This is a genomic window from Nostoc sp. ChiQUE02, assembly GCF_034531305.2.
In the GTDB taxonomy this organism is placed as follows: Bacteria; Cyanobacteriota; Cyanobacteriia; order Cyanobacteriales; family Nostocaceae; genus Nostoc.
Genome location: NZ_JAVRBN020000007.1, coordinates 56,290 through 70,609 on the forward strand (window position 1 = coordinate 56,290; position 14,320 = coordinate 70,609).

Below are 14,320 nucleotides of genomic sequence, written 5' to 3' on the forward strand. Positions count from 1 at the left end.
TTATTTGATTTTGGAAAAGCCAGAGTAATAGTAGGTTTACGTAATTAAGCTTATAGTCTCAGTAGACTTACCAGGAATCAAGCTAAAGTTCTATTATGTACTAATGAATTCTGACTAATAACTAAATTAATTAATAATAAAGTGAGGAGTCACTGGTGAAGCATCAGGAAAAGCAAAAAGAAAAAGATATAAGTTTAAAAATTAAAGAAGCTAGAAGATTATTTATTTTAAGTTGTGAAATTGTAATTTTAAACTGTTTGAGTATTTTGCCAGTAACGGCAGCAACCGAAGAACCTGTATTGAGCGTAGTGTATGGGCAAGAGAATGCAAATCAATGGACAGGGATAAACGATCGCCTACAGGCAATAGGGGTGAAATATTGTGTAATTCCCCTAACTGACGTGAAGAGTATGGCAGATTGGGGCGATCGCCGGGTATTATTTTTGCCAAACGTCGAGACATTAACGCCAACCCAAGCGATCGCCCTCGAAGAATGGATGAGTAAGGGAGGGCGTTTGATTGCTAGTGGGCCTGTAGGTAGTCTGTCATCGCCAGGAGTCCGGCAGTTATTGCGATCGCTCTTGGGAGGTTATTGGGGATTCAGCCTCAGTGAAACAGAACAGATTAAACCCGCAAAAACCAAGATCCCACAATGGGCAAATCAAACTAGCCTCTTTGGCAAAGTGCGCGGTGGCGTTGTGATTCCTAACGATATGGGCACTGAATCACCTGCTGTTTGGAATTCCAAAGATAATCCTGCCGCAGTAGTGACAACTGAGCGTTCCACCTTTTTGGGCTGGCGCTGGGGAACAGATACAGCCTCAGCCGCCGAGTTAGATAATGCCTGGTTAAAAGCTACTGTCAATAACTATTTGACAGCGCCAGCCCCATCAAATCGCATGAAAAAAATAGCAGGAGGTTCTCAAAACTGCTCTACAACTGTGGCGGCTGCGCCTTCAGCGCAGGGGGGCAGAGGGGCAGGGGGGCAGGGGGGCAGGGGAGCGGAGGGGCAGAGGGGTAGTTCATCTTCCTCATCTCGCTCATTGACTCCTCCTAAAACTGCCACTGCTCCAATACCTAGAGCGTTACCTATTGTCAAACCCCGAAGTTCTCAGGAAGCTATTGATCAATTGGAAGAAGCGGTGCGTTTAGATGTTGCACCCAACTCCAACGAGCCGATTGACAACAATCAAGCGATCGCCCTCCAGCAAGAGCTAGAAAATCTCATTGGTCGAGTGGAAAGCGCCCATTTAGCGGTGTCAGCTGATGCGGCTAATGTTAGTGAAACGATATCTGAAGAGAAGCAGTCCTCTAGGCGTCTACGCAATTACGCCTCTTTGTCTGTCAAAGAGCAGCCGACGCAATTGGCCTCAACAAAACTGGGGGCGCTAGTCATGAGTAAAGACCAAGCCTTAGCACAAGCAAGGGTAATTGCCAAAAATTTACCCCAATTGATTGCCCAAAAAAACTACTCTCTGGCTCGTCAGCAGTGGCTGGTCGCTAAAACGACTTTGTGGCAGCAGTTTCCTGTCGATCAAAGACTAGCTCAACCAGAAATTCGGGCAGTTTGGTTAGATCGGGGGACGATTGTTCGTGCTGGCAGCAAGGCGGGACTAGCCCAAATTTTTGATCGCCTCGCCCAAGCCGGGATTAATACTGTCTTCTTCGAAACTGTTAACGCTGGCTATACCATTTATCCGAGCCAAGTCGCAAAAGAGCAAAACCCATTAATTCGTGGGTGGGATCCACTAGCAGAGGCGGTGAAATTAGCCCATGAGCGAGACATGGAATTACACGCTTGGGTGTGGACTTTTGCTGCTGGCAATCAACGTCATAATGAAATTCTCAACCTTAATCCTGATTATCCAGGGCCAGTACTAGCGGCTCATCCCGATTGGGCAAACTACGATAACCTGGGCAACATGATTCCCGTTGGTCAGAGCAAGCCATTCTTCGACCCAGCCAACCCCGAAGTGCGGCAGTACTTGCTCAAGCTGTATGAGGAAATTGTGACTCGCTATAACGTGGATGGTCTACAGCTAGACTACATTCGCTACCCTTTCCAAGACCCATCAGCAGGTCGAATCTATGGCTATGGCAAAGCTGCAAGAGCGCAATTTCAGCAACTTACTGGTGTAGATCCGATAAATATTTCCCCTAGCCAACCAGACTTATGGCAAAAGTGGACAAAATTTCGCACTGAGCAAGTTGATAGCTTTGTCGCTCAAGTATCACAGCAGTTGCGACAAAAGCAACCGAATTTGATTTTGTCGGTTGCAGTATTTCCTTTGCCGGAAATAGAGCGGATTCAGAAAATTCAACAAAACTGGGAAACTTGGGCAAGGCGGGGGGATGTAGATTTAATTGTTCCCATGACTTATGCTCTGGATACTTCTCGCTTCCAACGACTGGCCCAACCCTGGATTGTCTCTAAACAATTGGGAGCAACCTTGTTAGTGCCGGGAATTCGCTTACTTTCTTTGCCAACAATCGGGGCATTCGATCAACTCCAGTTGGTAAGAGACTTGCCAGTTAGTGGTTATGCACTCTTTGCCGCCGAGAATTTTAACAACGATTTACAAAAACTCTTTAGTAGCACGCAAGGTAGGATTGAATCCACAAAAAGTGAACCAATTCCTCACCGCCAGCCTTTTCAAACTGCCGCTATCCGTTACACCGCGCTGCAACGAGAATGGAAATTTGTTTTCCAAAATGACCAACTACAAAGGCCTGCTCAGACAATTTCAGATTTTAACAACCAGGCAGAAGTTTTACGCAGTGCTTTAAATCAGCTTGCCGCTTCCCCTTCTCCTAGTAAGTTACTAGTAGCGAGAGCCTCTCTAACTCGGTTCCAGTCTCAATTCCGGGTATTGATGAGCCAAGAACTTAAGTCTAATTCCTATCAAGTCAAAGTTTGGGAAAATCGGCTCGTAACTATAGAAAGGCTATTACGTTACGGCGAACGGCGGGTGCAGTTGCGTCCTTAGTGAAAAGGCAGGGGAAGCAGAGGAGCACAAGAGGGGCAGAGGGGAAGTTGCAGTAAATCTTTTCCCTCTGCCTCTTGTGCCTCTTGTACCCAATACTCAATGCCCAATTTCCAACTAGCTGCATATAAGCTGGTTTGTAATTCTTAACACACTTTTTGTAGTATTTATATCCCAAACATTACTAGTTATTTGGCGTCAAAATATTGGAAAATACTTAAATAACCAGCTTTAGATAACGTCATAACATTGAATGTGTCAGAATTCTCTGAGATAGCCTCAGTGATATCACTGTTGCACCAGCAGCAGTTGGATCTATTGCCAGTTGTAGATAACCAAGGTCACATTATCGGATTTATTAACCGTGAAAATATCTGTCAAACACTGACACAAGAAACAGAGAAAACTAGAGGCAAAGTTAGTATTGCTTATTTTGAGGTAGAACGCCAGATTCTGGTTGAGAGACAATTACTCAAGTACAAATGGTTACTAGCACACGCTATAGTACGTAAAGATACGACAGGCAAACCCGCTCACCTCATTGGAGTTTCTCAGGAGGATTTGGACTTCTACCATAAGTGTAATGTTAGGGTGATGCAGACGATTGCGCCTAAATCTCACATAATCATGACTGAGATATTGAATGATGTGTTGATTATCAGTAAGTCACAAGCGGGAAAATTAGAACATAGACCAACACCCTTCAATTTGGTCGAATATAGCCAAAAATTGCTAGAAGAAGTACAGATGAATCTGGCCTATCGGCGCTTGATTTATTTCACCAGTCAAGATCAATCTATAACCTGCTGCATGGATGAAAAATTGCTGGGACACATTTTGACTAACTTCCTCTTAAATGCGATTAAATATTTTCCAGATGATAGCATTGTCAAGTTTAGTCTCCTTTGTCAGGATGGGCAAGCAGTAGTTGAAATTCAAGATTGGGGAATTGGCATTACAGAAGAAGATATACCATGTCTGTTTGAATCCTTTTATCGCGCCAGTAATGTCGGTAATATACTAGGCACTGGATTAGGAATGGCAATTTTAAAAAAGCCTATAAATATCGACGAAACTGAAATATTTGTCCCAAGTACCTAGAATTTGGTAAAAAACTTACTGTCAGTTTTTGATTAAAAAATAAAATATAAATTGAGGTATATTATGCCCAAAATTTTAATAATAGAAGATGAGGAAGCAGTCCGTGAAAACATTTTAGATTTGCTAGAAGCTGAAGATTTTGAAACTATTGCTGCGGCTAATGGCAGAATCGGGGTACATTTGGCTATCTCCGAAGTTCCCGATTTAATTCTCTGTGATATGATGATGCCAGAAATTGACGGTTATGGCGTGCTAACAGCGTTACGCCGAGATCCATCAACGGTAACAATTCCCTTCATCTTTCTCACTGCAAAATCTGCCAAATCTGACTTCCGTCAAGGTATGGATATGGGTGCAGATGACTATATAACTAAGCCATTCACTCGGGCTGAGTTATTAAGCGCCATCATGAACAGGTTGGAAAAGCACGCTACTTTAAAAAGGTATTTATCTCCTCAGAATGTAATTAACAACTTGTCTCCCAAAATGCAGTTGTTAGAGATTAGCTTACATCGAGCTATCAAACAACACAATTTTCAAGAATTTGAAATTTATTATCAACCAATAGTCGATATTGCTTCTGGAAAAATAGTAGCTGCTGAAAGTTTATTGCGCTGGCAAAGTCCAGAACTTGGGATGATTTACCCAACAGAATTTATTCCGTTAGCGGAGTCTACAGGTTTAATTGTTCCTATTGGTAAATGGGTATTAGAAAGAGTCTGTCAACAAATTAAAAGCTGGCGCGATGCCGGAATTCATTCCTTGATTCTTGCTGTAAATCTGTCAGTAATCGAATTTAATCAACCAGATTTTATTCATAAAATAGTCAATTTTATAGCTGTCAATGATTTGGAACCACATTACTTAGAACTAGAGCTAACTGAAAGTATGATTATGCAAGATGTAAATAGTGCGATCGCTACTATGAACAAATTGCAATCCTTGGGCGTAAAAATTGCGATCGATGATTTTGGAACAGGCTACTCTTCTTTAATTTATCTGAAAAATTTACCAATTAATACATTAAAAATAGACCGTTATTTCATCCACAATGTTGCTAATGATCCACAGAAGTCAGCCATTACCAAGGCATTAATTCAAATGGCTCATAATCTCAATCTAGATGTAATTGCTGAAGGTGTAGAGACGGAAGCAGAACTGAATTTTTTGCGTCAATACAACTGTAATTCTATGCAAGGTTTTCTATTTAGTCGTCCATTGCCAGCAGCAGAGTTTGAAAATTTTTTGTTAACTAATAAATGCTTGTATGTGTAAATATTTATTAGTCATTAGTCATTAGTCATTGGGAATGGGGCATTGGGCATTGCTTATCTCCATCTTCTTTGTCTCCCTAGTCCTTAGTCCCTAGTTCCCAGCCCGCAGTACATTAGGAGCTTAACTAACTAATAAAAATCAAACTTTAGACTGGCGACAATTATTAAGTCTCAAGTCTAGAGTAAGAAAATTGTGTATAGTGTCTACCACCATGAAATTCCCTGCGCGTTTCTTGCTGCCAGTTTTTTTACTGACCTTGGCAGCAGCCTGTAACCAGACTCGCGCTTCCTCAGATAATCCCACACCACAAACATCTGTACCTTCTGCCCAACTGACACAGAATCCCACACAGCCAAAAAATATCGTCCGGACTGAAGCACTTTCACCCACACCCATCCGGATCAACCTGAAGAATTTACCAGCACCCTTCGCAACAGAAAGCGCCTCCAAACGTCCAGAGGTTGTACCCATTCCGCAAAACCCAGTGTTGCGCGTACCACCAGGCTTTACAGTAAACATCTTTGCTGAAGGGTTAGATGCCCCACGCTGGCTAGCTTTAACCCCCAATGGTGATGTTTTAGTGACTGAAACCGGGCAAAACCGCATTCGTCTGTTGCGTGACAGCAACGGCGATGGCGTAGCCGACATTCGAAAAACCTTTGCTAGTAGGGATAACGGACTCAATAGACCCTTCGGTATGGCTTTTGCAGGGAATTCGTTTTTTTTGGGAAACACTGATGCTGTGGTGCGTTTTCCCTATAACCAAGGTCAAAATCAGATAACAGGTAAAGGGGAAAAAATCGCCGATTTACCTGCTCAAGGTTATAACAACCATTGGACGCGCAATGTCGTTGTCTCGCCCGATGGCAATAAATTATATGTTTCAGTTGGTTCAGGAACCAATGTGGATGAGGAACCCCTACCACGGGCTTCAGTACAGGTAATGAATTTGGATGGTTCCCAGCAGCAAACTTTTGCTTCCGGCTTGCGTAATCCTGTTGGTTTAGACTTTCATCCTGTAACTAAGGAACTTTACGCCACTGTCAACGAACGCGATGGAATCGGTGATGACTTGGTTCCAGATTATCTGACACGCGTTAAACAGGGCGCATTTTACGGTTGGCCTTATGCTTATCTGACACCAAACAACCTCGATCCGCGCCAAAAGACGGATGACAAAAGTAAACGCCCCGACTTAGCAGCCCGTACCCAAACACCAGATGTGCTGTTTCAGGCGCACTCAGCAGCATTGGGTTTGCAGTTTTATGATGGTAAAACGTTTCCAGAAAAATACCGGAACGGTGCTTTTGCTGCTTTTCGTGGTTCTTGGAACCGCGATCGCGGCACTGGTTATAAAATTGTATTTGTTCCCTTCGATGCTAAAGGGCGATCGCTTGGCTACTACGAAGACTTTCTCACAGGATTTTTGCTAAATCCTTCTGTACCAACCACTTGGGGACGACCTGTAGGTTTACTCGTATTGCCAGATGGTAGTCTACTACTAACAGAAGAAGCCAATAATCGGATTTATCGGATTCAGTATACGGGGGAGTGAATAATTCAAAGTTCATTATTAAGAAATTCAGGGATAGAATCCATTACCAGGGGTTAAGTTAGAGCACTTGTCATCAATAGAGATGTTGCTAATATTTCCATCCCCAGATTTATTGTGTTTACGCTAGATTACTTAAAAATACTAATACTCATCTGGTTGAGAAATTGATTATGACTCCCAATGAAAATAATACCCAGTCCAATATCAACGAATTTTCTCCACATTCAGGTACACGATATTGGGGTGAGGTGCAGGTAATCGAAGAGGGAGAAACCTATAGAATTAGCCGTGTTGAAATCAAGCCCAGGCACGGCATTAAACCACAAATCCATTATCACCGCAATGAACATTGGGTTGTAGTCTCCGGTGTAGCGAAAGTGACATGTGGTGATGCTGAAATATTACTGAATCGAAATGAGTCAACTTATGTCCCCGCAGCAACCCTACATAAGGTAGAAAATCCTGGACATATTCCGTTAGTTATTCTGGAAATTCAAAATGGTGAATATTTGGGCGAAGATGATACTGAGCGTCCTTATGACTTAAATTTGGTCAAACCTGTAGCTGAAGGTCAGTAAAAGCTGGGCTAGGGGGAACAAGGGGACAAGGAGAGTAACTATTCCCAATACTTCTCTACAAGAGGCTGCGCCCTAAGCGTAGTTATGCCGCAGGCTTTACGGCTTCTCTACGAGACGCTACGCGTAGCTTGCTTCCCCGCAGGGGTATGCTCAGTACAAGTGCCCAATGCCCAAATCAAAACCACCCTTCTTGTTCGAGGGTTTCAATCAGCTGTAAGCCACGGGGATCGCCCACTCCTAACAGTGAGGCTTTGGCGTCTTCGCGGACTCCCAAATCTTGGTCTTCGGCAAAGGCTTGAATTAGGGCATCGATCGCTGTGGCATAAACTACATTAGAAGGCAGTTCGCGGCACAGTTGACCAATTGCCCAAGCACTGTTACTCCTCACCGCTGCCACGGGATCTTGGACTAAGGCTTCAATTAATGGTGGTATTGCCCCTATAACTGCTTCATAACCCACTTCAGCCATCTGTGCTAAAGCGCTAGCAGCCCACAAACGCACTGCGGAAATGTCAGTTCTTAAGGCGTCTGCCAGGGGTGCTAAAGAACGGCGATCGCGACAGTTTCCTAAAGCCCAAACAACACCTTTACGCACATAGCCATTCCAATCACTGTTTAATTGAGCAATTAATGGACTCACTGCTTCTAAACTGGGATTGCGTCCAATGCCATAAGCTGCACTCACCCTCACTAAGGGACAGGTATCACTTAACAGGCGAATCAGATGTGGCGTAGCACGCGCATCTTCTATATCACAAAAAGCACGTGCCGCTAACATTCTTTGCTGGGGCTGGGGATTTTCCAGCAGGGCTAGCATCACTTCTGGATCTGGCTTTGCCACAACTGATTCGGCAGTTAGCGGCTCTATTTTATCTAAGGGGCTTTCTAGCTCCTCCTCAATATCGAGTAGGCTTAGATCGTCTTCGTCATACATAATTTCATTTCAATCCCGAAAAGGGATTAACACATAATCCCCCGCGCCAATCAGTTAAAGCTTTATATATATTAGTTGGGTTCTTATACATTTTCCCTTCTTCCTCGTTGAGTTTTATCCAAACGAGAACCGCCATAACTTAGACGCTAAAGTATGTTACTGCTATCCTTGAGTTTATTTTTCTGCACTCAGGAATTTTACCATCCACAGGGATTGTGTTTGATAACCTAACTGATTGTAAAGATTTAATGCGGGTTTGTTTGATTGAAAAACTTGCAGTCCAATCTGGCGATCGCCTCTTTGAATAGCCCAATTTTCTACATATCGCATTAAGGCTGTACCAATACCTCGCCGCCGATGTTCTGGCAAAACGTAGAGAATAAAGATGTGGGCATGACGGTTACCATGTACTTGATCTATGGCATTACCCACCCAAAGGCAGGCGATGGAGGGATGGGGGGCAGAGGAGAGAAATTTTTTATTATTCCCTTGCTCCCCTGCTCCCCTGCTCCCCTGCTCCCCCTCCTCTTCTACCCACCACAAGGGCGTATCGCTAGAAAAGTATTGCTTAACTGTTTGCTCTAGGTGAGAAAAATCCTCATTGGGAAAAAGATCCTGGTAAGTTCGCTGCATGAACTTAAATAGCAGCGATCGATCCAATGTGGAACCACGGCGAATAATATACCCCGGTAGTAGTTGCTCAGACACTTCTGATGTTTATTAACTTAGCTAGCTGAGTTTTGTACTGCTGGTGGCAAATTAGCAGGAGTGGGTTGAGAACTTATCCCCACCTCTTCAATTGGTGCAGGTGCTGCCATATCGGAGGGTAAAAAGATGCGGGCGCTGACTGCCACTAGGGCAAAGACAAATACCAAAACTACAAGCAAGGGAGCGATGTACTGACGGAAAATAGCCATATTTTAATTGCAAGAAGCTAGGAACTTTTATGAGAACCTAGCTGAAGATTTGTGAAGTATTCTTGATTTATTTTAGCGATTTTCTGTGCACAGGAATGGAGGATGAGCATTGATTATTTGCCTCATCCTCCATTTCCGTACTTTTGTAGTATTTATTGGCGATCGCGCTCCAAGTCGTCGAGCACTCTTTCGCAATACCAATTCTCCGGCATTCCAGGATAAGTCTCTTTTGCCTGTTCAATTAACCGTTCGGCAGCGGCAACATCACCTGATAATTTAGCGATTAGCCTATTTTTGAGATAGCTATCAGATACACCATCGTCTACCTGGTTTGGTATCCTTTCATTTATAGTTGATGGCCGGGACTGATCTCTCCGCAACTGCCAAAATAAAACGTAATAAAGTGTACCAAAAATTAAAATTAGGCTGAGTGTTCCGAAAAAAGTTAGGAGATTAAATGCTAGAAATCCTAGAACTAACTGTGAGAGAACATAGCCAAGCAATAAACCAGTGAGTAAGAGAATAAATGTGCCGACAGCAATAACTACTTGATTCCCCATATATCCTCTTCTTCGTCCTCAAGTCCTGGTCTGGATACTGCCACTGGCTGAGGGTTCCAGGGGGCAAATACTGGCAATAGGAGTAATCCTGGTACAGCGGCGGCGATGGTAATTAAGAAAAATATAGGCCAACCCGTGCTTTGGGCGATCGCACCTCCAGGAGCCGCCAGAATATCGCGGCTGACAGCCATTAAGCTGGATAACAAAGCATATTGGGTTGCAGAAAACCGCTGGTTACAAAGACTCATCAAAAAGGCAACAAAAGCTGCTGTCCCCAATCCACCACAAAATTGTTCTACGTTGATGGCAAGTACCATAGCTTGGTAGTTTTGACCGATGTATGCTAAAAAAAAGTAAGCTAAATTACTTACTGCTTGTAGAATACCAAAAACCCAAAGCGATCGATTGATGCCAATAGCACTCAAAATAGAACCACCTGCTAAAGCGCCAACAATCGTAGCAATTAACCCCATCCCCACTTGAATTGCCCCAATATCGGTTTTGGTAAAACCAGTTTGCAGCAAAAAAGGCGTGGTCATATTGCTCAACAAAGCATCACCCAGCTTGTAGAGAGTAATGAATGCAAGCATTAGAATAGCTTTGATAATCCCTTGACGCTGAAAAAATTCCCGAAAGGGCAAGATTACAGCATCAGCTAGAGAACCTGGAGGGCTAATTTCCTTGGGTTCTGGTGCGAACAAGGTAGCAAGAATACCAATTACCATTGTCCCTGCCATAAACAAGTAAACTGATGACCAAGGCAGTTTGTCAGCAAGTATCAAGGCTAAAGCACCTGCGACTAACAAGGCAATTCGATAACCTAAGATAAAAACTGCTGCACCAGCCCCCATTTCTAGTTTTTCTAGAACATCGGTACGGTAGGCATCAACAGCAATATCTTGAGTTGCACTGATAAAAGCAATCACTATGGCGTTGATTGCGAGTAGCTGTAATGCTTGTTTGGGTTGTTGAAAAGCCATGACTGCGATCGCTACAATCAAAGCAATCTGCGTCAAAATTAACCAACCCCGTCGTCGTCCTAAAACTGGTAGGGTGAACCTGTCCACCAACGGCGACCACAAAAACTTCAAGGAATAAGGCAAACTAGCAAGGCTAAACCAACCAATAGCGGCTAAATCTACCTTCTCTACGGTCATCCAAGCTTTTAAGGTATTACCGATTAACAATAACGGTAAACCCGATGAAAAACCTAAAAATAATAAAGCCGCCATCTTGCGACTACCGAAAACTTCCAGCAGCGATTTAATTTTCCTCATATTCTCAACTTTTTGCCTCTTTTGAGGAAATATCAATAAAATACAATGAGGAAATCCAAAAGTATATCATGTAACATTACCTATAAGGGTTTGAATTATCGGAGCGGCAGCACTTCCATATATAATCCCGATCGGGGATTGAAACTCATCATCGCTGCTATGTGATTTCCCGCAAACATGACAAACTACCAAGATTTACTTGGGTTAAATACAAATTCAGGATAACCTTATAGCGTCAGCGTTTTCTTAACTTTCCTGAATTGGATAAACCTGATGCCCCCTGATTTCTACTCTGTGTGCAGCAAGGCATTTTTCCCAACCTTCAAGCGTACCGATGTCACTTTTACTATTGAGTAATCCTAATTGCTGTTCTTGTTGGGTGAGTTTAGCAAATTCTTCGTAGCGTGGGTAGTTGCTGGTAACAAATGTTTCCTTACGGTGCAAAATCGGTGGATTTGCCCTAGTTTGGTAGTCTCGATGAGTGACGACTAGGGTTTTTAAATCAATACCTATGCTGGCTTTTAACGTCGGGTGAGGATCAGTGTCGAATTCAGGGTAAGACAAATAGGATATTTGCGGTTTATCGGTGTGATATTTAATTAATGTGGCTTCATCTACACGCCCAATGGTACGGCTAGCGCAACCTTCACAAATTCGCAGTAAGGGATCAAGTGCTGCTAGTACGGAAACATGGACGTAAAGGGCACCACGTGTATGTTTACCAATTTTGCTTTTTTCGCAAGCAGTTTGAATTACCCCAGGTTTACCTAAACTGAAAAGCTTTTGGTCGGCTACTTGACAAGCTTCCTCGTAGCTACTGAAAAAGGCTTTGATATCGTGACGCATTTCTGGCGCTAGCTTTTGCCATGCAGGACGTTTATCAAAGTGGGTGAGGGCGAGATAAACTTGGATATCAAGAGAACGACGATAAGCGATCGCATCCCATTCAGCCTCATCAGTAGCTTGCAAAACTACACCAAAGGCGCGGCGAAAGTTACCAAATTCGCTCAGTAATTCCTGTTCATTTTCCAATTCGCCTTTCACGGGTAGTCTACCGCGCTTGGTAAAAAAAGCCATTAATGGTTGCAGCTGTTCTTGATAGTCTTCAAACCGCTTGATGGGGATACGGACTCGCGGTGTAGAAGTGGTAGAAAAAAAGCGGATAGCTTTGTAGCTTTCTTTTTCAGCTTCATCTCGAAAAACAAAGTAAACGCCTAGTGCGATCGGTACTGCATCTACATTTAGTACTTCATCAATATAAGTTTTGAGTTCTTGTTGTTCGTAATATTTCTGAAAAGTATTGCGGCGCGTCACAATGCCATCATTGTAAGCAAGTTGGGTTTTGCTAGGAGCGTTAATCAGGATTTGAGCCGCGACAATTAAAACTTTTCCAGTGAGTTCCCAAGCTTGGATCAGGCTTTGACGGCGTTCTTCTGAGTCTTCAATAACGTTAAGGACATAACCCAAGTTGACCACATCGGCGGGGGTGCGTGGTACATCCGGATAGTAGTAAGGGTCCCAGCCTGTACTGGTGTAGCCTAAGTTTTTGACTCGCTGCACATCACCACCGTAGCCGCAGCCGTAGTCAAAAAAAGTGGTATCTGGATTCAGGATTGCCCATTCTATTGCCAATCGAACGGGGCGAGATATGTCAGTGCGAGCGATCGCAGCTCTATGACGCTCAATTTCTAGCGCTTCAGGCATAATATTAGTTGTCAGTTAACGGTGAACAGTTAACAGTCAACTAATATCCTTTCAATTTTTAACCGCCAGTTCAATTAAATCTTCAATTTTCTTGATATTTGGATCGCCTGCTAAGTAGCCAATACCGCGATGCAAATGTAAGCGGAATTGTGTGGCGAGGGTTTCTTTATCGGTGGGATAACCGTCATTGTGACAGCGTTGCTTGAGGGCGAGGAGGAGTATATCAGACATTTCGCCGCCAAAAACGCGCCAACTCATTTCGACATTGCTATCCTGGGGAATTGGGACGGGGGAGGGTGTGGTTGATTCTGCGAGGGAACGACAAAATGCCCAACGGCATAAGATATTCCATTGGTCGATTTTGGTGCTGCGCTTCAGTTTGGTAAGTTGGTCTTTGGCTGTTTGGGAAAGTTTTATTCTTTCGATTGGGGATTCCATAGTTTTTATAAAAAGTGATATAGAAATCATACTGCTGGGAAAACTAAGAGTATGTCTTAAGTTTTTGCCAAGGAATAATTAATGGAAAGCCCTGAACTGCGACTTCTCTCACGCCCAGCAGACAGTTCAAAAGCCTTAGTTTTTATAGATGGATATTTAAGCGAAGAAAAAGTAAGAAACAATAACTTGCTTTATGCCTTGAGTAATACTGGTTGGCGACATTCTGTATATCATTTATCGTGGGATTCTGGTCTTTTTGAAAGTTCTATTATGGGTTTGGGTCTTGGTCACTGGCATAAAACCAAATATCGTGCAGAACGAGTTGGGAGAGATTACTTTCCTCATTTAATTTGTAATCAAATCCCTGAAAAAAATGTCTCTCTTATGGCTCATTCATTAGGGGCGCGTGTTGCTTATTATTGCATGGAAGTTTGGACAGAAAAACAACATTTATTAGAAAATGTGATTCTTCTTGCTAGTGCTGTTCGTAGAGATAGTAGCAAAAATTGGGGATATGTAGCTTCCCACATCAGAGGAAACTTAATCAATGTATATAGCTCTGATGAGAAAATATTAAAATATATATTTAAAACAGCTGAAGCCGGACAAAATGCTTGTGGACGGAAACCAATAAAAGAGTATCACCCCAGAATTGCCAATGAAGATGCAACATATCTTATTGGTAAAAGCCATAGCGCATCCAAGTCCTTCGACTACTTACCAGAGTTAGTTAGAAAAGGGCTATGGCAGATATGAAATTTTTTATAACCCCAATTCATTATTAATAGCGGCAATTTCTAGCTGTATATATAAATCACTAGCCATTGCAACTAGTTGTTCATTAATATATTTAATATCAGTGAATTTATTTGATATTTGCTTTTTTTCTTGAACTTGCTTTTCGATACGTTCTAATAGCCATTCTAATTCTTCTAAAGACAAAACACGTAGGTCATGCTCTATTTTTATTAAATGTGGTGAGTTCATAATTGATCTC

Annotated in this window: 14 protein-coding genes; 6 read left to right on the top strand and 8 right to left on the bottom strand. The window is 42.9% G+C overall.

Features of this window, described 5'->3' with window-relative positions:
• Positions 1-155 precede the first annotated feature (155 nt).
• The 5 genes from RM347_RS09540 (at position 156) to RM347_RS09560 (ending at position 7,493) form a co-directional block, all read left to right on the top strand.
• Positions 156-2,987, top strand: a complete 2,832-nt coding sequence (locus RM347_RS09540) for a family 10 glycosylhydrolase (protein ID WP_322720837.1) — start codon at positions 156-158, stop codon at positions 2,985-2,987.
• A 252-nt stretch (positions 2,988-3,239) separates the two neighbouring features.
• Complete coding sequence (locus RM347_RS09545) at positions 3,240-4,085, top strand: sensor histidine kinase (protein ID WP_322720836.1); 846 nt, start codon at positions 3,240-3,242, stop codon at positions 4,083-4,085.
• Positions 4,086-4,148: 63 nt separating this feature from the next.
• Positions 4,149-5,360: an EAL domain-containing response regulator gene (locus RM347_RS09550; protein WP_322720835.1), complete on the top strand. Its 1,212-nt coding sequence runs from the start codon at positions 4,149-4,151 to the stop codon at positions 5,358-5,360.
• 211 nt (positions 5,361-5,571) lie between these two features.
• Complete coding sequence (locus tag RM347_RS09555; RefSeq protein WP_322720834.1) at positions 5,572-6,915, top strand: PQQ-dependent sugar dehydrogenase; 1,344 nt, start codon at positions 5,572-5,574, stop codon at positions 6,913-6,915.
• Between the two features lie 170 nt (positions 6,916-7,085).
• Positions 7,086-7,493 (top strand): phosphomannose isomerase type II C-terminal cupin domain, encoded by a 408-nt coding sequence (locus RM347_RS09560; RefSeq protein ID WP_322720833.1) that lies wholly within the window; start codon positions 7,086-7,088, stop codon positions 7,491-7,493.
• 175 nt (positions 7,494-7,668) lie between these two features.
• On the opposite strand, the gene RM347_RS09565 is transcribed toward RM347_RS09560, so the two are convergent.
• The 7 genes from RM347_RS09565 to dndE all read right to left on the bottom strand — a co-directional run bounded on the left by RM347_RS09565 (position 7,669) and on the right by dndE (position 13,323).
• Entirely contained in the window at positions 7,669-8,427 is a 759-nt protein-coding gene (locus tag RM347_RS09565) for a HEAT repeat domain-containing protein (protein ID WP_322720832.1), read from the bottom strand.
• A 174-nt stretch (positions 8,428-8,601) separates the two neighbouring features.
• Positions 8,602-9,135, bottom strand: a complete 534-nt coding sequence (locus tag RM347_RS09570) for a GNAT family N-acetyltransferase (RefSeq protein ID WP_322720831.1) — start codon at positions 9,133-9,135, stop codon at positions 8,602-8,604.
• Between the two features lie 17 nt (positions 9,136-9,152).
• Complete coding sequence (locus RM347_RS09575; protein ID WP_322720830.1) at positions 9,153-9,344, bottom strand: hypothetical protein; 192 nt, start codon at positions 9,342-9,344, stop codon at positions 9,153-9,155.
• A 152-nt stretch (positions 9,345-9,496) separates the two neighbouring features.
• The gene (locus tag RM347_RS09580) at positions 9,497-9,904 is read right to left on the bottom strand and encodes an ABC transporter permease (protein ID WP_322720829.1); all 408 of its coding nucleotides are present in this window, start codon (positions 9,902-9,904) and stop codon (positions 9,497-9,499) included.
• Positions 9,889-11,181 (bottom strand): AmpG family muropeptide MFS transporter, encoded by a 1,293-nt coding sequence (locus tag RM347_RS09585; RefSeq protein WP_322720828.1) that lies wholly within the window; start codon positions 11,179-11,181, stop codon positions 9,889-9,891. Before RM347_RS09585 ends, RM347_RS09580 begins: the two co-directional genes overlap by 16 nt.
• A gap of 246 nt (positions 11,182-11,427) precedes the next feature.
• Positions 11,428-12,885, bottom strand: coding sequence for a DNA phosphorothioation-associated putative methyltransferase (locus RM347_RS09590; protein WP_322720827.1), 1,458 nt, complete (start codon positions 12,883-12,885; stop codon positions 11,428-11,430).
• 51 nt (positions 12,886-12,936) lie between these two features.
• Complete coding sequence (gene dndE, locus RM347_RS09595) at positions 12,937-13,323, bottom strand: DNA sulfur modification protein DndE (protein ID WP_094345020.1); 387 nt, start codon at positions 13,321-13,323, stop codon at positions 12,937-12,939.
• A gap of 81 nt (positions 13,324-13,404) precedes the next feature.
• Between dndE and RM347_RS09600 the strand changes: the two genes are divergently transcribed.
• On the top strand, positions 13,405-14,079 hold the full coding sequence (locus tag RM347_RS09600; protein ID WP_322720826.1) for a DUF726 domain-containing protein: 675 nt from the start codon (positions 13,405-13,407) through the stop codon (positions 14,077-14,079).
• Between the two features lie 6 nt (positions 14,080-14,085).
• On the opposite strand, the gene RM347_RS09605 is transcribed toward RM347_RS09600, so the two are convergent.
• Positions 14,086-14,310, bottom strand: coding sequence for a hypothetical protein (locus RM347_RS09605; protein ID WP_322720825.1), 225 nt, complete (start codon positions 14,308-14,310; stop codon positions 14,086-14,088).
• Between the last annotated feature and the right edge of the window lie 10 nt (positions 14,311-14,320).